This is a genomic window from Thauera sp., from assembly GCF_047601425.1.
In the GTDB taxonomy this organism is placed as follows: domain Bacteria; phylum Pseudomonadota; class Gammaproteobacteria; order Burkholderiales; family Rhodocyclaceae; genus Thauera.
Window position 1 is genome coordinate 2,125,730 of the sequence record NZ_JASGJL010000001.1, and the last position, 18,861, is coordinate 2,144,590.

The 18,861-nt window shown below is 69.3% G+C and carries 20 protein-coding genes and 1 pseudogene; 1 reads left to right on the forward strand and 20 read right to left on the reverse strand.

Features of this window, described 5'->3' with window-relative positions:
• Positions 1-11: 11 nt before the first annotated feature.
• The 20 genes and pseudogenes from QM748_RS10400 to QM748_RS10495 form a co-directional block, all read right to left on the reverse strand.
• Positions 12-467 (reverse strand): MaoC family dehydratase, encoded by a 456-nt coding sequence (locus QM748_RS10400; protein ID WP_415246905.1) that lies wholly within the window; start codon positions 465-467, stop codon positions 12-14.
• Positions 468-484: 17 nt separating this feature from the next.
• Positions 485-1,270, reverse strand: a complete 786-nt coding sequence (locus QM748_RS10405; protein WP_415246906.1) for an SDR family oxidoreductase — start codon at positions 1,268-1,270, stop codon at positions 485-487.
• A 137-nt stretch (positions 1,271-1,407) separates the two neighbouring features.
• Positions 1,408-1,839 (reverse strand): nuclear transport factor 2 family protein, encoded by a 432-nt coding sequence (locus tag QM748_RS10410; RefSeq protein ID WP_415246907.1) that lies wholly within the window; start codon positions 1,837-1,839, stop codon positions 1,408-1,410.
• Positions 1,840-1,851: 12 nt separating this feature from the next.
• Complete coding sequence (locus tag QM748_RS10415; RefSeq protein WP_415246908.1) at positions 1,852-2,628, reverse strand: SDR family NAD(P)-dependent oxidoreductase; 777 nt, start codon at positions 2,626-2,628, stop codon at positions 1,852-1,854.
• 102 nt (positions 2,629-2,730) lie between these two features.
• Entirely contained in the window at positions 2,731-3,195 is a 465-nt protein-coding gene (locus tag QM748_RS10420) for a nuclear transport factor 2 family protein (RefSeq protein ID WP_415246909.1), read from the reverse strand.
• An 81-nt stretch (positions 3,196-3,276) separates the two neighbouring features.
• Positions 3,277-4,101, reverse strand: coding sequence for an SDR family NAD(P)-dependent oxidoreductase (locus tag QM748_RS10425; protein WP_415246910.1), 825 nt, complete (start codon positions 4,099-4,101; stop codon positions 3,277-3,279).
• A gap of 18 nt (positions 4,102-4,119) precedes the next feature.
• Positions 4,120-5,697: an amidase gene (locus tag QM748_RS10430; protein ID WP_415248051.1), complete on the reverse strand. Its 1,578-nt coding sequence runs from the start codon at positions 5,695-5,697 to the stop codon at positions 4,120-4,122.
• Positions 5,698-5,699: 2 nt separating this feature from the next.
• Positions 5,700-6,569 carry an SDR family oxidoreductase gene (locus tag QM748_RS10435; protein ID WP_415246911.1) on the reverse strand — a complete coding sequence of 290 codons (870 nt, stop codon included), beginning with the start codon at positions 6,567-6,569 and terminating at the stop codon, positions 5,700-5,702.
• Between the two features lie 21 nt (positions 6,570-6,590).
• Positions 6,591-7,742, reverse strand: coding sequence for an acetyl-CoA C-acetyltransferase (locus QM748_RS10440; protein WP_415246912.1), 1,152 nt, complete (start codon positions 7,740-7,742; stop codon positions 6,591-6,593).
• A 2-nt stretch (positions 7,743-7,744) separates the two neighbouring features.
• A complete protein-coding gene (locus tag QM748_RS10445; protein WP_415246913.1) occupies positions 7,745-8,803 on the reverse strand; it encodes an acyl-CoA dehydrogenase family protein in 1,059 nt (352 codons plus the stop codon).
• Positions 8,804-8,813: 10 nt separating this feature from the next.
• Positions 8,814-9,983 (reverse strand): acyl-CoA dehydrogenase family protein, encoded by a 1,170-nt coding sequence (locus QM748_RS10450; protein WP_415246914.1) that lies wholly within the window; start codon positions 9,981-9,983, stop codon positions 8,814-8,816.
• 7 nt (positions 9,984-9,990) lie between these two features.
• Positions 9,991-10,743, reverse strand: coding sequence for an enoyl-CoA hydratase family protein (locus QM748_RS10455; RefSeq protein WP_415246915.1), 753 nt, complete (start codon positions 10,741-10,743; stop codon positions 9,991-9,993).
• Between the two features lie 46 nt (positions 10,744-10,789).
• Positions 10,790-11,932, reverse strand: a complete 1,143-nt coding sequence (locus QM748_RS10460) for an NAD(P)H-dependent flavin oxidoreductase (RefSeq protein WP_415246916.1) — start codon at positions 11,930-11,932, stop codon at positions 10,790-10,792.
• On the reverse strand, positions 11,929-12,840 hold the full coding sequence (locus QM748_RS10465) for an enoyl-CoA hydratase (protein ID WP_415246917.1): 912 nt from the start codon (positions 12,838-12,840) through the stop codon (positions 11,929-11,931). The genes QM748_RS10460 and QM748_RS10465 overlap by 4 nt, the downstream gene beginning before the upstream one ends.
• 15 nt (positions 12,841-12,855) lie before the next feature.
• Positions 12,856-13,665, reverse strand: coding sequence for a CoA-transferase subunit beta (locus tag QM748_RS10470; RefSeq protein ID WP_415246918.1), 810 nt, complete (start codon positions 13,663-13,665; stop codon positions 12,856-12,858).
• 14 nt (positions 13,666-13,679) lie between these two features.
• Complete coding sequence (locus QM748_RS10475) at positions 13,680-14,555, reverse strand: CoA transferase subunit A (RefSeq protein ID WP_415246919.1); 876 nt, start codon at positions 14,553-14,555, stop codon at positions 13,680-13,682.
• 26 nt (positions 14,556-14,581) lie between these two features.
• The gene (locus tag QM748_RS10480; protein ID WP_415246920.1) at positions 14,582-15,487 is read right to left on the reverse strand and encodes a VOC family protein; all 906 of its coding nucleotides are present in this window, start codon (positions 15,485-15,487) and stop codon (positions 14,582-14,584) included.
• Between the two features lie 112 nt (positions 15,488-15,599).
• Positions 15,600-15,941 carry an SDR family NAD(P)-dependent oxidoreductase gene (locus QM748_RS10485; RefSeq protein WP_415248052.1) on the reverse strand — a complete coding sequence of 114 codons (342 nt, stop codon included), beginning with the start codon at positions 15,939-15,941 and terminating at the stop codon, positions 15,600-15,602.
• Between the two features lie 64 nt (positions 15,942-16,005).
• Positions 16,006-16,350, reverse strand: a pseudogene (locus QM748_RS10490) (SDR family NAD(P)-dependent oxidoreductase); the annotation flags it as partial.
• A gap of 80 nt (positions 16,351-16,430) precedes the next feature.
• Positions 16,431-17,666, reverse strand: a complete 1,236-nt coding sequence (locus QM748_RS10495) for a helix-turn-helix transcriptional regulator (RefSeq protein WP_415246921.1) — start codon at positions 17,664-17,666, stop codon at positions 16,431-16,433.
• Between the two features lie 242 nt (positions 17,667-17,908).
• Here QM748_RS10495 and QM748_RS10500 point away from each other — a divergent pair, with 242 nt between their 5' ends.
• On the forward strand, positions 17,909-18,844 hold the full coding sequence (locus QM748_RS10500) for an alpha/beta hydrolase (protein ID WP_415246922.1): 936 nt from the start codon (positions 17,909-17,911) through the stop codon (positions 18,842-18,844).
• The last annotated feature ends 17 nt before the right edge of the window (positions 18,845-18,861 follow it).

Below are 18,861 nucleotides of genomic sequence, written 5' to 3' on the forward strand. Positions count from 1 at the left end.
CTCCGGGAAAATCAGTCGATGAAGGTGTAGCGGCTGATGGTGTCGACCACGCAGCCCGGGCGTTCGCCGCCCTCGATCTCGATGGTGACGCGCACGGTCGATTGCACCGCGTCCTTGATGCGCTCGACCTTCAGGATCTCGCCGCGGCCGCGGATGCGGCTGCCGACCCGCACCGGCGCCGGAAAGCGCACGCGGTCGCAGCCGACGTTGACGCCCATCTTCAGCCTGTCGGCGCGGATCAGTTGCGGCAGGAACAGGTTGGCGAGCGCCAGCGTCAGGTAGCCGTGGGCGACGCAGGCGCCGAAAGGGCCGTCCTTGGCGCGCTCGGCATCGACATGGATCCACTGGTGGTCATCGGTCGCGTCGGCGAAGCGGTCGATCCGCTGCTGCTCGATCCGCACCCAGTCGGTGACGCCCAGGTCCCTGCCCTCGGCGGCGATCAGTTCCTCGGCGCTGGAAAAAACCATGGTCATCGCCGCACCTCTCAAGCGTGCTGCGAGCTGACCGACATCACTTCGCCGGTCATGTAGGAGGCGTAGTCGCTGGCGAGGAAGACCATCACGTTGGCCACTTCCCACACTTCCGCAGCGCGACCGAAGGCTTCGCGGCTGGCAAGCCGGGCCAGCAGTTCCTCGCTCGACGCCTTCTTGAGGAATTCATGCAGCGCGATCGACGGCGACACCGCGTTGATGCGCACGCCATGCTCGGCGGCCTCGACCGCCGAACAGCGGGTCAGCGCCATCACGCCGGCCTTGGCCGCGGCGTAGTGAGCCTGGCCCTTCTGCGCACGCCAGCCGAGCACCGAGGCGTTGTTGACGATGGCGCCGCGGCCGCGCCTTTCCATGTGCGGCAGCATCGCCCGCGTCATGCGGAAAGTGCCGGTCAGGGTGATGTCCAGCACCCGGCTCCACTCCTCGTCCGTCATCTCGGTGACGCGCTTCTCGCCGCCCAGGCCGGCGTTGTTGATCAGCACATCGACGCCGCCCAGCTTGTCCTCGGCGGCGGCAATCAAGGCCTGCACCTCGTCCTCGCTGGCGACGTTGCAGAGCTGGCCCCAGACGTCCTGCAGGCCCGTCTCGGCCTTCAGCTTCGCCACCGCTTCTTCCAGGCGGCGCGGGTGGATGTCGGAAATCATCAGCGCGCGGCAGCCTTCCTCGGCGCACTTGCGCGCCGCCGCAAAGCCGATGCCGGCCCCAGCGGCGGCGGTGATCAGGACGGACTTGCCGGCAAGCAACTGGTGGCCGGGTACGTAGGCAGGCGCTTCTTTCACGGCGTGAACCTCGATCAGTGGATACGCCGTCATTTATAGGGAGCCCGCGGGGGGGCGGCATCGTCAAAACGGACGGGACGACAGACATAAATCCGAGCGAACGCCGCCGCAATCGAAGTGCGGTGTGCCAGATCAGGTCAGCCCGTGACCGCCGCCAGTATCCGCGACCGCGTCGCCACGATCTTCCACGCCCCCTCGATGCGGCGGTATTCGTCGTCGTAGATCACGCCCAGCCAGCGCGTCGCGCCGGTTCCGGCATCCAGGTTGAAATAGGACAGCGCCCAACGTCCGCGCGCATGGTCGTCGGTAAGCAATTCGATTTCCGGGTTGGCGCCGTGGTGGCTGTCGCGTACGCGTGGGTGGCAGGCAAGCGACTGGTAGAGGGCGACGAAGCTGTCGCGATCGGCGAAGCTGCCAACGGCTTCGTAGTCGATGAGGATCGGGCCGCTGGCGAAACAGTCGCGGATCGCCTCGACCTCCTTGAGGTCGCAGGCATTGAGGTAACGGTGTTTGAGCAGGCGGATGGCCTCGGCGGCTTCGAGGCGGGCGATGCGTTTTTCGAGATCCATCATCATCCTCCGTCAGCTCACCCGTGCCGGATGGAATTCGCACGGCGCACCAAGCATGCCGCGCCAGCTCGGCGGCTCGCGGCCGCCGTCGTCGGTGATGCCGTAGCGCTGTGCAAGCTCGGCCGCGATCTGCGTGCGCCCGGACAGCGCTGCGAGCTCCGGATCGCGCCACAGCGCATGGATCACACGGCCGACAAAAGCCGGGCTTTCGCTGCGTGCCATGAAGTCGCCGTAGGCATCGCCGCGCAGGCGGGCGGCGATCTCGGTGCGTTCGGTGCGCTGCACCCCCAGCCACAGCGAGACCGCCGCCACCCCGGTGTCTTCGAAGTCCACCGCCATGTCGGCCGCCATCTTGTCGCAGCCGGCCTTCTGCGCGCCGTAGGCCGGGCCGTGCATGTAGCAGCCGGCGCCGTACGAGGACGTGAACGCAAGCAGCCCCCGCCCCGCTTTCAGCAGCAACGGCGCCGCGTGCCAGGCGGCGACGTAGTTCGAGCGCAAGCCGACCCCGAACATGTCGGCCTGGGCGAGCGGCTTGGTCCAGAACGGGCCGGGTTCGATCAGGCTGTCGTCGATGCAGAGCGCGTTGTTGACCAGGATATCGAGCCGGCCGTGCTCGTGCGCGATGCGTTCGAACAAGGCCTTCACCTGAGCGTCGTCGGCATGGTCGCACTGCACCGCAATGCCCCGCCCCCCTGCGGCGGTGACCGCAGCGGCGGCGGCGTGGATCGTGCCGTGCAAGGGCGTGTCGCCGATGCGGGATGCACCCTCGGTGGTGCTGCGTCCAGTCACGTAGAACCGTCATGCCGGCCGCACCAAGCGCTTCGGCCACGCCCCGGCCCACACCGCGGCTGGCGCCGGTGACGACCGCGATGGATTCAGTCCCATGCGTGCTCACGTCCGAGCCTCCGCGTTGGGAGCTTCAGCTTGACCGGGTACGGCAAGGATCACCCGCGTACGGGTCGAGACGATGCGCCAGCTCCCATCGCAGTCGAGATATTCGTCGTCGTAGATCATCCCCATCCGCAGCGTCGCCCCCGTCCGCGTATCCAGGCCGAAATACGACAGCGCCCATCTCCCGATCGCATGCCGGGAGTCGACCAGCCGTATCTCCGGATTCGCGCCGTGGTGGCTATGGCGCATGTGCGGGTGCTGCATCAGGACCTCGAAGCAGGCAAGCAGCTCATCGACCGAGGTGAATTTACCCACGCCTTCGTAGTCGATCGAAACCGGTCCGGGCGCAAAGCATTCCCTGACCGTGTTCAACTCATGCAGGTCGCAGGCATTGAAATAACGGTGCTTGAGTCGGCAGATTGCCTCGACCGCTTCAAGCCTCTGGAGACGCGCTTCGATATCCATGTGCACTCCTGCCTGCATCGAATGGTGAGAGAAGACGGCCGGCGGTCTGCCCACACCGCGGCCGGGGCCGGTGCGCGCCCGTCAGCGTCCGGCGACCTGCCCGCCATCCACGCTGTAGAGCTGGCCGCTGATCCACTCACCCTGCGTGCTGCAGAGATAGACCACCATGCTGCCGATTTCCGCAGGGGCGCCCGCGCGTTTCAAGGGCACATAGGCGTTGATGATCGCGTCCCACTGCTCGGGCGCGATATCGTCCAGGCGGGACGTGGAGACGATGCCGGGACAGATCGCATTGACGCGAATGCCGTATCGCCCCACCTCGCCCGCCATCGCCGCGGTCAGGGCATGCAGCCCCGCCTTGCTGGCGGCGTACGCGGCCGTGTTGGGGGCCATCAGCTTGCCGCCCACGGACGAGATGTTGATGATGGCGCCGCCCTCGCCCTGCTCGATCAGCTTGCGGCCGAACACCTGGCTCATGTAGAAGCTGCCGTTCAGGTTGACGTCGATGACATTGCGCCAGGCCGCGGGATCGACCTCGACCACCGGGACCCGGTCCCCCGCCCGCGCGGCCCCTGCGTTATTGATGACGAAATCCACCCGGCCTAACGCGCCTGCCACCGTGTCGGCCAGCGCCTTGACGGCATCCGGATCGGCGACATTGCAGACCACCGGCAGCGCGCGTCGGCCCAGGGCGCGGATTTCCTCCGCGACGGAGTCGATGTCGCGCCAGCCGGCCTGTTTCTCGTCCGTCGGAAAGGAGTCCGGCGAGCGGCCGCTGCCGGTGATGACGACGTCGCAGCCCGCCTTGGCGAGCTCGACGGCAATCGAACGGCCGATGCTGCGCATCCGCCCCGCGCCGGTGACGACGGCGACCTTGCCTTCCAGGCCTGTGAGTGCGTAAGTCATATGTGATGTCCTCGTCGATCAGCCCAGCCGCGGCGGCCGGCGGTCTGCCCACGGCGCGGCCTGTTCCAGTTGCGCGGCGAGCGCGATCAGCCGCGCCTCGCCGCCGTAGGGCGCGGCGAACTGCACGCCGATCGGCAAACCGTCGGCACTCCAGTGCAGCGGCACCGACATCGCCGGCAGGCCGCTGATGTTGAACATCGAGGTAAAGGGCGAAGCCAGGATCGCATGCTGCACGAAGCTCTCGAACGGCTGGTCGAGCGACAGGTCGCCGAGCTTGGGCGGCAGCGCCGCGGTGGTCGGCGACAGGATCAGGTCGTAGCGCGAGAACACTTCGTCGAGCACGCGGCCGGCCTGGTCGAAGGCCGCGCGGGCGCCGAGCACCTGTTCGGCGGTGTAGGTCCTGGCCTTTTCCATGCTGCGCCAGTCGAGCGGTTCGAACTCGTCCTCGCGCGCCGCGCGGCCCAGCGCCTTCTCGCGCGCACGCACGCTGTGCAGCATGCCGCTGGCGGTGACGATGCCCATGCCGCCGGCCATTTCCAGGAAAGGCAGCGCGGCCAGCGACAGCGGCTCGACATGGTGGCCGAGGCCGGCGCACAGCGTCGCCGCCTTGTTGGCCGCTTCCAGGCATTCGGCATGCACGCCGGCGCCGAACAGGTTGTCCACGAACAGGCCGATGCGCAAGCCGCGCGGCGTCTGCGCCAGCGCCGCCAGCAGGTCCGAGGTCGGCGGCGCGGTGCGGGTGCCGGCTTCCGGCCCCTGGCTGAGCTGCATCAGCAGCGCGGTATCGCGCACGCTGCGGCTGATGACGTTGTGCGCCGACAGCCCCAGCCAGCCTTCCAGCGCGCGCGGCCCCATCGGGATCAGGCCGCGGCTGGGCTTGAGGCCGAACAGGCCGCAGTGCGAAGCCGGGATGCGGATCGAGCCGCCGCCGTCGCTGGCATGGGCAACGGGCAGCACGCCGGCGGCGATCGCCGCCGCCGAACCGCCCGAGGAGCCGCCGGTGCTGTGTTCCAGATTCCAGGGATTGCGCGTCTTGCCGAACAGGCGGGATTCGGTGGTCGCGGTCTGGCCGAACTCAGGGCTGGTGAGCTTGGCGAAGATGTTCAGCCCCGCCGCCCGATAGCGCTGCACCAGGGTGGAATCGTGATCGGCCACCGCGTCCTTGAAGAAGGCGCAGCCGTTGGTGGTGACCGTGCCTTCGAGCGCGACGCCGAGATCCTTCAGCGCGAAGGGCACGCCGGACAGCGCCGGGCGCGCCTCGCGCTCGGCCTTGCCGGCACCGTCCAAGACCTGAGCCTGGGCGCGGGCGAGGTCGAAATGCGGCACGGCAACGGCATTGATGACCGAACGCGCCTCGACGCGGGCAAGCGCGGCTTCCAGCACTTCACCCGGCCGCAGGTCGCCGCGCCGGATCAGGCGCGCGATCTCGGTGGCGTCCCAGCTTTCGTAGTCCGGCAGCGGCAAGGCCGCCGCATTCGCGGCATTCGCAGCCGCCGCCGAACCGGCGAGGCCCAGGCCGCCTGCGGCAGCGCCGCCCAGCACCGCGCCGGCCTTCAGAAAGTCACGGCGCCCCTGCGCCACCGCCTGTTCCGTCATCTTCAAGTCCCCCACACCTTTTGCGCAGGCACGGCCTGCTTCATCAGTTCATCGACCATCGCGCCCGCCTCGGCCGGCGTCAGGCGCGCGCCCTTGTCCTTCTGCGGGCCGGTGCGCCAGCCGTCGCAGACCGAGATGCGGCCGCCCTGGCTCTCGAACACCTGGCCGCTGACGTGCGACGACGCTTCGCTGCCCAGCCACACCACCAGCGGCGCGACGTTCTCCGCCGCCCAGGCGTCGAAGCCGCTTTCAGGTGCCTTGACCACGTCGGGCATCGCGCTCTCGGTCATCGCCGTGCGCGCCGCCGGCGCCAGCGCGTTGGCGGTGACGCCGTAGCGGCCGAGTTCGGCGGCCTGCACCAGGGTCAGCGCGGCGATGCCGCCCTTCGCCGCGGCGTAGTTCGACTGCCCGACCGAACCCTGCAGGCCGGCGCCCGAGCTGGTGTTGATGATACGCGCGGCGATCCTGTTGCCGGCCTTGGCCTGGTCGCGCCAGCGCTTGCCGAGGATGCTGGCGAGGCAGAAATGGCCTTTCAGATGCACCCGCATCACCTGGTCCCAGTCGTCCTCGGACAGGCTGATGAACATGCGGTCGCGCAGGATGCCGGCGTTGTTCACCACCACATGCACTTCGCCGAACACGGCCAGCGCGGCATCGACGATGCGCTGCGCGCCGTCCATGCGGGTGATGTCGTCGGCGTTGGCCAGCGCCTTGCCGCCGGCCGCGGCGATTTCCGCCACCACGGCGTCGGCGGCTTCCTGGCGGATGTCGTTGACCACCACGCCGGCGCCTTCGGCGGCGAAGGCCAGCGCGTAGGCGCGGCCCAGGCCGCCTCCGGCGCCGGTGATGATGACGGTGCGTCCTTCACACATTCCCATTGAATCGTTCTCCGCTCACAGTTTCTCGATGATCGTGACGTTGGCCTGGCCGCCGCCTTCGCACATGGTCTGCAGGCCGTAGCGTCCGCCGCTGCGCTCCAGCTCGTGCAGCAGCGCGGTCATCAGGCGGGCGCCGGTGGCGCCGAGCGGATGGCCGAGGGCGATGGCGCCGCCGTTGGGGTTCATGCGCGCCGGGTCGCAGTCCAGCTCCTTCTGCCAGGCCATGACGACCGAGGCGAAGGCTTCGTTGATCTCGACCACGTCGATGTCGCCGATGCCCATGCCGGCCTTCTTCAGCGCGGCGCGGGTGGCGGGGATCGGCGCCGTGAGGTGCCAGATCGGATCGTCGCCCATCACCGACAGGTGGTGGATGCGGGCGCGCGGCGTCAGGCCGTAGCGCTTCAACGCCGCTTCCGACACCACCAGCAGCGCCGCCGAGGCGTCGCAGGTCTGGCTCGACACCGCGGCAGTGATCGACGGATAGTCAGGGCCGACCGGCTCGAGTTCGGCCATCTTCTCAAGCGTGGACACGCGCGGCGTCTCGTCCTTCGACACTCCCTCGAGACCGACGATTTCGCGCTCGAAGCGGCCTTCGGCGATTGCCGCCAGCGCGCGGCGATGGCTTTCGAGCGCGTATTCCTCCATGTCGCGGCGGCTGAGCTGCCAGTGGTCGGCGATGCGCTGGGCCGAGTAGAACTGGTTGACCGGCTGGCCGCCGAAGCGCGCCTGCCAGCCCTTGCTGCCGGAGAAGGGGTCGGCGAAGCCGAGCGGCTGGCCGGCGAGCATCGCCGACGAGATCGGAATCTGGGTCATGGTCTGCACGCCGCCGACCGCGACCACGTCCTGCGTGCCGCTCATCACCGCTTGCGCGGCAAAGTGCAGCGCCTGCTGCGAGGAGCCGCACTGGCGGTCGACGGTGGTGCCGGGCACGTTCAGCGGCAGGCCGGCGGCCAGCCAGGCCGTGCGCGCGATGTCGCCCGCCTGCGAACCGATGGTGTCGACGCAGCCGAAGATCACGTCGTCGTATTCCTCGGCCGGCACCGCGTTGCGCTCGACCAGCGCCTTCAGCACATGCGCGCCGAGATCGATCGCATGCACGTGGGACAGGCCGCCCTTGCGCCTGCCGGTGGGGCTGCGCAGGGCATCGACGATATAGGCTTGCGCCATCTTCATTCCCCGAAAGTGTGGCCGGGGCCGAGCGCGGCGCCTTCGGCCAGGATCGCGCCAGCAACGCGCGACTTGTGGAAACCGCGGTCGCCCCAGGCGGCGTCAAGCGCCCAGGCCCGCTTCATGAACATCTGCAGATCGACTTCCCAGGTGTAGCCCATCGCGCCGTGCACCTGGATGCCGTTGCGCGCCGCCAGCCAGGCGGCATCGCCGCAGGCGAGCTTGGCGTGCGACACGCGCGCGTCGGCACCCGCCTCGCCCTGCGCCAGTGCATAGGCGGCGCGGTACAGCACCGGCTTGGCGAACTCGATGCGGGTGGCGACGTCGGCCAGGTGATGCTTGACCGCCTGGAAGCTGCCGATCGGCTTGCCGAACTGCTTGCGCTGCGCGGCGTAATCCACCGACAGGTCGAGCATGCGCTGGGCCAAGCCGAGCAACTGGCCGGCGACCGACAGCGTGCCGCGGTTCAGCGTCTGCGCCCACAACGCGCGGCCCGCCTCGCCGTCGGCGAGCAGGGTGGCGGCGGCCGACGTCCAGGCGACGCGGGCGAGCCGGCGCGACAGGTCGATGCTAGGGTTGGCCTCGACCTCGACCTGGGCGCGCGGCACGGCATGCACGGCATCGCCGTCGGCGAGCAGCAGCAGGTCGGCGGGGTTGGCGTCGGCCACCAGCGGATTCACCGGATGGCCGACGGCGATGCGGATGCTGCCTTCGGCGATGCGGCCGAGCCATTCTTCGCGCGATGCGGTGCCGGCCGGCAGCGCCGTGATCAGCCCGGCGGCGACGTAGGCGGTGTCGGCCAGCGAATCGGGGATGGCGTAGTAGCCCAGCTCCTGCGTCATCAGCGCCCAGGCGACGTCGTCCATGCCCAGGCCACCGCAGTCCTCGGGCACCGACAGCGCGGTGAGGCCCTGCTCGGCGATGTTCTTGCGCATCTCGGGCGAGCGCCCGGTATCGGTCTCCCAGATCTCGCGCAGCATCTCGGGCGCGGCTTCGGTCATCAGGAAGCGGCTCACCGCCTCGCGGAAAGTGAGCTGGTCGTCGGTGAAAGTGAAGTCCATGGCCGGCCTCTTACTTGGGCAGGCCGAGCATGCGCTCGGCGATGATGTTGCGCTGGATCTCGTTGGTGCCGGCGTAGATCGGGCCGGCCTGGGCGAACAGGAAGCCGTCGAGCCAGCGCGCGGCATCGACGGACGCGGGCGCGTCCGCGGTCAGTTCGCCGCGCGCGCCGAGGATGCGCATCGCGGTTTCGTGCATCTTCAGATCCAGCTCCGACCAGTAGATCTTGTTGGTGCTGGCCTCGGCGCCGATGCGCGCGCCTTTCGCCAGGCGGCCGACGGTGTGGTAGGCCGACAGCGCGTAGGCCTCGGTGCCGGTCCAGGCCTCGATCACCGCGTCGCGGATCGCGGGGTCGCGGTCGGCCGCTTCGCGGTTGGCCTTGTACAGCTCGATCAGCTTGCGCGCGGTGTATTGGAAGCGGGCCGGCGAGCGCAGCAGCAGGCCGCGCTCGAAGCCGGCGGTGGCCATCGCCACGTGCCAGCCCTGGCCTTCGTCGCCGATGCGGTTGTCAACCGGCACCTTGACGTCGTCGAAGAAGATTTCGGCGAAGGCCTGCTTGCCGTTGAGCGCCTGGATCGGCCGGATCGTCACGCCCGGCGCGTCGAGCCGCAGCGCCAGGTAGGACAGGCCGTGGTGGCGGCTGGAAGCCGGATCGCTGCGGAACAGGCCGAACAGCCAGTCGGCGAAGATCGCCCGCGTCAACCAGGTCTTCTGGCCATTGACCACGTAGTGGCTGCCATCGGCCGACAGCACCGCCTTGCTCGTGATCGCCGCCATGTCCGAGCCGGCATTGGGCTCGGACCAGCCCTGCGCCCACATGTCCTCGCTGGAGGCCATGCGCGGCAGGAAGCGCGCCTTCTGCTCTTCGGTGCCGAACTCGATCAGGGTCGGACCGAGCAGCAGCTGGCCGTTCTGATTCACCCGCATCGGCGCACCGGCGCCGTAGTACTCCTCTTCGAAGATCAGCCACTCGATCAGGTCGCAGCCGCGGCCGCCGAGCGCTTCGGGCCAGATCACCATCGACAGGCGCGCGTCGAACAGCTTGCGCTCCCATTCGCGGTGCTGCTCGAAACCCTCGCGGGTGTCGTAGCTGAGCAGCGGCTCGGACGGCAGGTTGGCCGCGAGCCAGGCGCGCACTTCCTCGCGGAAGGCTTTTTGCCGGGGGGTATAGGCGAGATCCATGGTGTCCTCAGAACTTGGCTTCGCGTTTCTCGACGAAGGCGCGGCGGGTTTCCGCCGAATCCGGGCTGGTGTAGGCCTGCAGCGTGAAGCCCTGCTCCCAGCGGTACTTGTCTTCCAGGTTGCCGTCCTCGATGCCGTTCAAGGCCTCCTTGGCGATGCGGATCATGGCCGGGCTCTTGGCGGCGATCCTGCGGGCGATGTCGAGCGCCGCCGCGCGCAGCTCAGCCTTCGGCACCACGCGCTCGATGAAGCCGTAGCGTTCGGCCTCGGTCGCGCCGATCTTCTCGCCGGTGAAGAACAGGTAGCGCACCTTCTGCACCGGGAACAGGCGCTGCAGGTGGGCGCCGCCGCCCATCGCGCCGCGATCGACTTCCGGCAGCGCAAACGTGGCGCAGTCCGCGGCGACGACGATGTCGGCCGCGCCGGTGATGCCGATGCCGCCGCCGAGCACGAAGCCATGCACGGCGACGATGACCGGCACCGGGCAGCGATGCACGGCTTTGAAGGTGGCGTAGTTGCCGCCATTGACGGCGACGATGCGTTCGGGATGGGCGTCGAGCTCCTTGATGTCAACGCCGGCGCAGAAGCCGCGGCCCTCGGCGCGGATCACGATCACCCGCACGCCGGGGTCGGCGCCGAGTTCGTCGATGCGCCGCGCCAGCGCGAACCATTCGCTGCTGTCGAGCGCGTTGACCGGCGGCTTGTCGATGACGAGTTCGGCGATGCCGCCCTCGATGCTTGTCTGGAATGCGTGGCTCACGTTGTCGGGCTCCCTGGGGTTCTGGTCTGCGCTGGTTTCCGCGCCGTCAGGCGACGGCCTGGATGTCCTCGTTGCTGCGGGCGGCGGCGCCGGCGTCCAGCCGCGCGTACAGCGCGGCGAGGCAGGCTTCGGCTTCGGCGGCGATGCCGTGGATGACGTCCTCGCAGCTTTCGAGCTTGCCGATCGCCGCCGCCACCTGGCCGCTGGGCAGGATGCCTTCGTCCGGAAAGCCCTCGACCATCGAGCGCTGCAGCAGCACAGGCTGGTTGGCGGACATCACCGTCTGCGACACCGCGCCGGGGTCTTCCTTCAGCGCTTGGCGGAACACGCCGAGCATGTGGCCGAGGCTCATGCCGGTCTGCCGCTTCCACTGCCAGGCGCTCCGCACCGCGATCAGCAGCCGGCCCAGCGGACTGGCCGCTTCGAGGCGGTCGATGAAGGGGTTTTCGATCATGCGGTGGCGCATGCCGTCGACCGCCAGCGTCACCCTCACCTTCTGCGGGTCGTCCACCTTCAGGTAGCGCGCCAGCGTCGGCGGCGGCGTCGGCGAATCGGTCGTCATCAGGAAGCGGGTGCCCATCGCGATGCCGGCGGCACCTGCCGCCAGCGCGCCGGCCAGGCCGCGGCCGGTGGAATAGCCGCCGGCGGCAATCACCGGCACCTGCACCGCCGCCAGCACCTGCGGCAGCAGGATGGTGCTGGGCACACCGCCGGTATGGCCGCCGCCCTCGCCGCCCTGGATGGTGATCATGTCGGCGCCCAGCTCGACGGCCTTGATCGCGTGCTTGAGCGCGCCCACGGTCGGAATGCACAGCACGCCGGCTTCCTTGAAGCGGGCAATGGTCTTGCGGTCCGGGCCACGGCCGTAGCTGACCGCGCGCAGGCGGTACTGGATCGCCAGGTCAACGCACTGCGCGGCGTTCTCCTGGAACATGTGGAAATTCAAGCCGAAGTTGCTGCCGCCGGTGGCGGCGATGAGCTTGCGGATCTCGTCTTCCAGCTTGGCGGCGTCGATGGTGGCGCCGGCGAGGAAGCCGAAGCCGCCGGCCTTGGTGGTGGCGACCACCAGGTCGGCATCGGCGACCCAGCCCATCGCGGTCTGCACGATCGGGTAACGGCAGCCGAGGCGCTCGGTGAGCGGCGTGCGCAGCAGCGCGGAGAAGTCGGTGGGCACGGCGGCGTGCGTCATGCTTCGCCCTCCGTGGCAGCACGCTTGTTGGCGCTGGCCATCGCCCTGGCGTCGTAGCCGCCGAGCTTGTCGCCCGACAGCAGTTCGTTGTGGGTATGGGCGAAGTGGTGCCAGGCGAACACCGCGTCCATCGCCGTGCGCTTGCCCTGCAGGTCCTCGACGTGGTTGATCGCCTGCTTGGTCAGCGCCAGGCCCATGCGCGGCTGCGCGGCGATGCGGGCGGCGAGCGCATAGGTCGCCGCTTCCAGCTCGGCGCGCGGCACCACCTTGTTGACCATGCCCATCTGCCAGGCCCGCTCGGCGCCCATGCGATCGCCGGTCATCAGAAACTCCTTGGCGATGCGCGGGTTCAGCTCGTAGGGATGGGCGAAGTACTCGACGCCGGGAATGCCCATGCGCACCACCGGGTCCTGGAAGAAGGCATCGTCGCTGGCGACGATCAGGTCGCACACCCAGGCCAGCATCAGCCCGCCGGCGACACAGGCGCCCTGCACCATCGCGATCGTCGGCTTGGGCATGTCGCGCCAGCGACGGCACATGTTCAGGTACACCTCCTGCTCGCGGGCATAGAGATATTCGCCGCCCGGCTTGTTGGTGTGGTCCCACCACAGGTGCACCCGCTCGAAAGGCTTGTTGATGTCGCGCCCCGGCGTGCCGATGTCGTGACCGGCCGAGAAGTGCTTGCCGTCGCCGCGCAGCACGATGACCTTGACCGCGTCGTCGTCGACCGCGCGGCGGAAGGCCGCGTCGAGCGCGTAGGTCATCTGCGAGTTCTGGGCGTTGTTGAATTCGACGCGGCTCATCGTCACCGTGGCGATGCCGTCGGCGACGGCGTACTTCACCGGCGCGTCGGTTTCGTACACCGCCTCGTCGGGGCGGCTGACGAAGTTCTGGTCTGGGGCGCTCATGTCTGTCAACTCCTCTCAGGCAACCGCCCGCACACCCGGCGGGTTGCCCTTGAGCTGCGCGGCGCGCAGACCGTGCGGGTCGAGCCGGCGGATGATGGCGAGCTGCTCCGCGCTCGGCCGCGGCGTCTCGCCCAGCTCCGGCGCCTTCAGCAGCGGGAAGCCGGTCTTGTCCTGGACTTCGTCGAAGCCGACGCCCGGATGCAGCGAGCGCACCCGGACCGCACGATCCGGCCCGTCGAAATCCAGCACGCACAGGTCGGTGACGATGCGGCGGATGTCCATGAAGTCCCGCCGCATGCCGGGCTCCCAGCGCGCCGGGTTGAAGCCGGCGCCGGACACCATGTCCACCTCGCCTTCGACGAACACGCGCTTGCTGTGATTGGGCACGAAGAAGGAGTTGATGTGGTTGATGCTGTTGCCCGGCAGGCCGCGCACGCCGAGGATGGCAGCCTTGGGCCTGTGGTAGTCGCCGACCACCGACAGGTTGGTCTGGCCCCAGCGGTCGATCTGGGTCGGGCCGATCATGGCGTGGCGGCGGCCGCCCCACACGCATTCGAAGACGCGCTCGAAGGACATGTAGCCGGAATACTTCGGCACGCTATCCGGATCGGCGCCGCGCGCCCCGAGCGGAATCGGCTCTTCGACCAGGAAGCATTCGCTGTCGGTCATCAGCAACTCCGGCGCATAAGTGAGCTTGGCCAGGCTGGCGCCGAGGCGCGGGATCACGCCGATGCCGGAGGCCAGCACTTCGCCGTCGCCGCGCCAGGCTTCGGAGGCCGCGACGATCATCAGTTCGGCCAGGGAAAATTCAAGCTTGTCGCTCATGCCGCTCACGCTCCTCAAAACACCGGCAGGGGCAGCGCGCCCATGCGTTCGATACCGCCGTTGGCGGCCTGGTAGGCGGCCTCGCCCGGAGTGACGAATTCGTCCATGTAGGCCTGCCAGCCGCCTTCCTCGGCGGCGCTGGCGACGTAGCGCTTGAAATGGCTCATGTCCCAGCCGTAGTCCGGCGCGCAGGTGGTCGGATGGGCGCCGCCGGGCGCATGCACCACGCCTTTCACCAGATAGCGCTCGAAGGTGTTGAAGCGGGCCTGCTCGGGCGTCAGCGCCAGCCGTTCCTCGACCCGCTCGGCCGACACGTAGCAGGCGTCCGCGGCGCGGGCGACGAGGTGGTCGAAATAGGGATCGCCGCCCAGGATCAGGGTGTTGCCGAGCCGGTCGGCGACATTGACGTGCACCAGCGCGACGTCGAGCTTCAGCGCCGGCATCGCCAGCAGCACTTCGCCGTCGTCGTAGGGCGAGCGGATGGTCTTTAGCTCCGGGTTCAGCTTCGTCACGTCGGTCGCCAGGCCGCAGCGCGTCGGCAGGAAGGGCACGCGCATGCCGGCGGCGCGCAGCCCCCACTGCCACATGCCCTCGTCGAGTTCCATCAGCTCCAGGCCGCCGGCTTCGCGCACCTTGCGGTACCAGGGTTCGAGCGGAATCGCGTCGAGCGTGGCGAAGCCGAAGATCAGCTTCCGCACCTTGCCGGCGGCGCACAGCATGCCGACGTCCGGCCCGCCGTAGGACACCACGGTGAGATCCTTCAGGTCCGAGCGCAGGATTTCGCGCACGATCGCCATCGGCTTGCGCCGCGGCCCCCAGCCGCCGAAGCCGATGGTCATGCCATCGCGCAATTGGGCGACGACCTCGGCCGCCGTCATCTGTTTGTTCATGGATGCTTTCCTGTTGCCGGCCGCACTCAGGCGGCCTGTTCCTGCCGCTGGCCGACGCCGAAGTCGTGGCCCCAGATGCTGACGCGGGTGAATTCGAAGGCGGTGTGGCGATCCCAGTCGAGCTGCAGGCCGCCGAAGCCGTATTCCAGGTCGAAGTCCGACGGCGTCTTCATGTAGAAGGAGATCATGCGGTCGTTGAGGTGCTGGCCCAGCGTCGCCGACAGCGGCACCTTGTGGGCGATGCGGCGGTCGTGGGCGCGGCCGACCTCGGTCATCGAATCGACTTCCACCATCACATGCACGCAGCCGCTCGGCACCGGGTATTCGGCGATCGCCAAGCTGTGGTGGCGGGCATTGCCGCAGTGCATGAAGTGGATGCGGACCGGCGGCGCGGCCGGATCGGGGCGGAAGTTGAAGATGTCGGACAGGCCGAAGCCGAGCACGTCGCGGAGGAAGGCCGCGGTGGCGTCGAAATCGGGCGCCGGCAGCACCGTGTGGCCCAGGCCCATGTCGCCGGTGACGAAACGGGGCACCGCCTGCGGCGAGACGAAGGGCTGGCAGTCCGACAGATGGCCCCAGCACAGTTCGTGGCGGTTGCCCGACGGATCGGTCAGCACCGCCACCGCCTGCATGCCGCGCTGGGCCACGGTGGCGGCGTCGGCCAGCGCGTAGCGCACGCCCTTCGCATCCAGTTCGGCCAGCGCCGCCTCGAATGCCTCCCTGCCCGGCAGTTCCCAGCCCGAGGCGAGGTAGCGGCGCTCCGCGCCCTGCACCACCAGGATGCGGAAGGGCCGTTCGTCCATCTTGATGTAGAGCCCGCCGCCGGGCGCCGGCGAACTCATCATGCCGAGCACGTTCTCTGCGTAGCCTGCCCATTCGGCGAGATCGTCGATCTGAGTGACGATGTAGGCCAAACCGCGAATGTCGATCATTGCTGCCCCCAGGGTTGGTCGGATACCTGGGAGCATTGTGCGAACTGCCGGCCGCGCCATCATCGTCCGTTGAGACTACGACTCCGGACTTGCCGCGGCCCCGGCAGCGGGCTCAAAGATTGGCGTTGAAGCCGGCCATCATGCCGCCGTCGATGGCGAACTCGCCGCCGGTGCAATAGGAAGCCTCGTCCGAGGCGAGGAAGGCCACCAGCCGGGCGACTTCGGCCGGGGTGCCGATGCGCGCGATCGGCAACTGCCTGTAGGCTTCGTCGAGGTCACGGTCGGGCGTCTGCACCATCGGCGTGTCGATGCCGCCCGGATGCACCGAATTCACCCGGATGTTGTAGCGGCCGAACTCCAGCGCCGCGCTCTTGCTCATGCCGCGCACCGCGAACTTGCTCGCGGTGTAGGCGCTGGCGCCGCCGATGGCCTGGATGCCGGCGACCGACGAGATGTTCGACGACCGCGCCGCCGCCGGCCGCCTTCAGCGCCGGCAGCGCCGCCTTCATGCCCAGCCAGCAGCCGGTCTGGTTCACGCCGATCACCTGCAGGTATTCCTCCAGGCTCATGTCCTCGATGCGCCCCCAGCGCAGGATGCCGGCATTGTTCACCAGCACGTCGAGGCGGCCGAAACGGGCCAGCGTGGCCTCGATCGCCGCCGCCCATTGCGCGGCATCGGCAACGTCCAGACGCACCGCGAGCGCGGCCTCGCCGAGTTCGGCGGCAAGCCGGGCCGCCTCGTCGTCGAGCACGTCGGCGATCACCACGCGCGCGCCTTCGGCATGGAACAGCCGCACTTCGGCCTCGCCCTGGCCGCGCGCCGCTCCGGTCACCAGCACCACCTTGTTGTCGAAACGCTTCATGAACGGCTTCTCCTTTGGTCTGCTTCGAGAAAAAAACGGCCTCTTGACGGGCCGCGATGGAAAAGCGGAGCCGGCGGCGCTCAGGCCAGCGGCGCGACGCCGCTGAGCAGCACGCGCAGCAGCTCGGCCTGGCGGGTGACGCCGGTCTTGGCGAAGATGGCGCGGATCTGGCAGCGCGCGGTATTGCGGCTGACGCCCAGGTTGCGCGCGGCCTCATCGACGGTATTGCCGGCCATCAGTTCGAGCGCGAGCGCGGCTTCGGCCGAGGTCAGGCCGTACAGCCGCTTGAGCTGGTCGTCCACCGCCAGCACGCGCATGTCGGGATCGCGGATGATGACGGCCGCCGCCGGCCGGCTCGACGGCTCGGACCACTCGGTCGGCGGCACCGCCCGTACCGCGACGCCCAGCGGGCTGCCGCCCGAGGGCCGGCTGACCGACATGCCGGCGACGACGCCCGGCATGTGGCGGCCGGCGGCGGCGATCGCCTCGCCGACGAGCCGCCGCAATTCGCGGTTCTCGCCGTTGAGCGCGGCGGCCAGGCTGCCGCCGACGATCGCCAGGCCGTCGCGGCGGGCGAGGATGTCGCCCGCCACCTGGTTCAGCCGCAGGATGCGGCCATCGCGGTCGAGCAGCACCGCGCCCACCGACAGGCGGTCGAGCATGCCGACGTAGAAATGGCGCTCGACCTCGGCGATGTCCAGGCTGGCGCGCAACTGCACGGCGGCGAGCAGATGCGGCAGCAGCAGGTTGCACAGCGCGCGCTCGCGTTCGCCGAAACGTTCGGCGCCGTGCGGGCGCGACACGCGCAGGCGACAGGCCGGTTCGGCCTCCATGCCGATGTCGGCGCCCATGTGGTAGCGCAGGTTCAGCGGTTCGTGGAAGGAACGGTAATAGCTGCTGGCCTGCCAGGCTTCCTCGTCGATCAGCTCGTCGAGCATCACCGTGCGGTCGCGCGGCAGGTTGACGAAGGGATCGACCGCGGCCAATTCAGCTTCGTAGGGCTGCACGATCGCCGGCCGCGCCTCGCCGGCGAACACCACCTGCAAGGGCTGGCCCTCGCGCTGCGAGCGCAGGATCAGCGTGACGTAGTTGGCCTGCAACTGCCTGCGCAGCGTTTCGAGCAGGCGCATCCACGGCACATCCTCCTGGGTGCCGGAATAGGTCATCGCCACCAGGCGGTCGTAATCGCCGAAATCCAGCGCGGCGCGCTGGAACAGCGCATCCCGTCCGCCCGGGTCGAGCGCACGCAGCGGCACCCGCAAGCCGGGCGGCAGCGGCGTCAGCGACGGCCGTGCGCCGCTTTCGTCCTTCGTCATCGTCCCCTCTATCGGTGGTCTGTGCATGACGGCCGCTGCATCGGCGGCCGTGCCAGGAATCCTTTCTGGCGCCGACTCTGCCACGGCCGTGCCCACCGCCTCATCACCAGAATGGATTAGATCCGGCGGCAGACCGGCCGCTCTTCTCCGAAAAAGCCCGGCACCCTAAACAATTTGCACGATGACCGTGCCGGCCGCATGCGAATAATGCTTCGAGACACCCCTGCCTCAAGGAGCTTCCAGTGCGTCTCGACCCGCAAGCCCAGGCCATCGCCGACCAGCTCGCCGCCCTGCCCCGTGCCGACCCCACGACGCTCGACGTCCCGAGCTACCGGGCCGCCCTCGCCGCGATGGCGCCGCCACCTGCCGTGGCCGAGCCGGACGTGGCACGCAGCGACATCGTGCTGCCCGGTCCCGTGGCTCCGCTCAGGGCCCGCCTCTACTACCCACCCGCAGCGGAGGCGGGAACGCTGCCGCTGGTGGCCTACTTCCACGGCGGCGGCTTCGTCAGTTGCAGCCTCGACACCCACGACAACATCTGCGCCCGGCTGGCTGCACGCAGTGGCGCACTGGTCGCGTCGATCGACTATCGCCTCGCCCCCGAGCACCGCTTTCCCGCTGCCTGCGACGATGCGGTCGCGGCCGTGCAGGCTGTTCACGGCCTGGCAGCCTCGTTCGGCGCCGACCCCGCGCGCATCGCCGTCGCCGGCGACAGCGCAGGCGCCACGCTCGCCACCGTCGCCGCCCGCCTGAGCGCCGAAACCGGCCTGAAGCTCGTGCATCAACTGCTGCTCTACCCTGCCACCGACAGCGCCTGCGATACCCCCTCGCACCACGAACACCACGACGCGCCGATGCTCGGCAGCGCGCTGATGGCCTGGTTCTGGCGCCAGTACCTGGCGCGCCCCGAGGACGGCCTCGATCCGCGCGCCTCGCCGCTGCGCGCCGCCTCGCTTGCCAACCTGCCGCCGGCGACCGTGATCACCGCCGGCTTCGACCCGCTGCGCGACGAAGGCGAAGCCTATGCCCGGGCGCTGGCGGCTGCCGGCGTGCCGGCCACGCTGCGGCGCTGGCCGGGACAGTTCCACGGTTTCGCCAGCCTGCTCGGCGCGCTCGACGCCGCCGACGAGGCGCTGGACTTCGCCGCCGCCCAGTTGCGCGCCGCCTTCGCGGCCTGAAAGCACGCCCTGCCCCG

Bases quoted from the DNA above. Each gene is read 5' to 3' on its own strand.
- QM748_RS10400 (WP_415246905.1), bottom strand. From the start codon at position 467: ATGGTTTTTTCCAGCGCCGAGGAACTGATCGCCGCCGAGGGCAGGGAC.
- QM748_RS10410 (WP_415246907.1), bottom strand. From the start codon at position 1,839: ATGGATCTCGAAAAACGCATCGCCCGCCTCGAAGCCGCCGAGGCCATC.
- QM748_RS10420 (WP_415246909.1), bottom strand. From the start codon at position 3,195: ATGGATATCGAAGCGCGTCTCCAGAGGCTTGAAGCGGTCGAGGCAATC.
- QM748_RS10425 (WP_415246910.1), bottom strand. From the start codon at position 4,101: ATGACTTACGCACTCACAGGCCTGGAAGGCAAGGTCGCCGTCGTCACC.
- QM748_RS10430 (WP_415248051.1), bottom strand. From the start codon at position 5,697: ATGACGGAACAGGCGGTGGCGCAGGGGCGCCGTGACTTTCTGAAGGCC.
- QM748_RS10435 (WP_415246911.1), bottom strand. From the start codon at position 6,569: ATGTGTGAAGGACGCACCGTCATCATCACCGGCGCCGGAGGCGGCCTG.
- QM748_RS10440 (WP_415246912.1), bottom strand. From the start codon at position 7,742: ATGGCGCAAGCCTATATCGTCGATGCCCTGCGCAGCCCCACCGGCAGG.
- QM748_RS10445 (WP_415246913.1), bottom strand. From the start codon at position 8,803: ATGGACTTCACTTTCACCGACGACCAGCTCACTTTCCGCGAGGCGGTG.
- QM748_RS10450 (WP_415246914.1), bottom strand. From the start codon at position 9,983: ATGGATCTCGCCTATACCCCCCGGCAAAAAGCCTTCCGCGAGGAAGTG.
- QM748_RS10460 (WP_415246916.1), bottom strand. From the start codon at position 11,932: ATGACGCACGCCGCCGTGCCCACCGACTTCTCCGCGCTGCTGCGCACG.
- QM748_RS10465 (WP_415246917.1), bottom strand. From the start codon at position 12,840: ATGAGCGCCCCAGACCAGAACTTCGTCAGCCGCCCCGACGAGGCGGTG.
- QM748_RS10470 (WP_415246918.1), bottom strand. From the start codon at position 13,665: ATGAGCGACAAGCTTGAATTTTCCCTGGCCGAACTGATGATCGTCGCG.
- QM748_RS10475 (WP_415246919.1), bottom strand. From the start codon at position 14,555: ATGAACAAACAGATGACGGCGGCCGAGGTCGTCGCCCAATTGCGCGAT.
- QM748_RS10480 (WP_415246920.1), bottom strand. From the start codon at position 15,487: ATGATCGACATTCGCGGTTTGGCCTACATCGTCACTCAGATCGACGAT.
- QM748_RS10495 (WP_415246921.1), bottom strand. From the start codon at position 17,666: ATGACGAAGGACGAAAGCGGCGCACGGCCGTCGCTGACGCCGCTGCCG.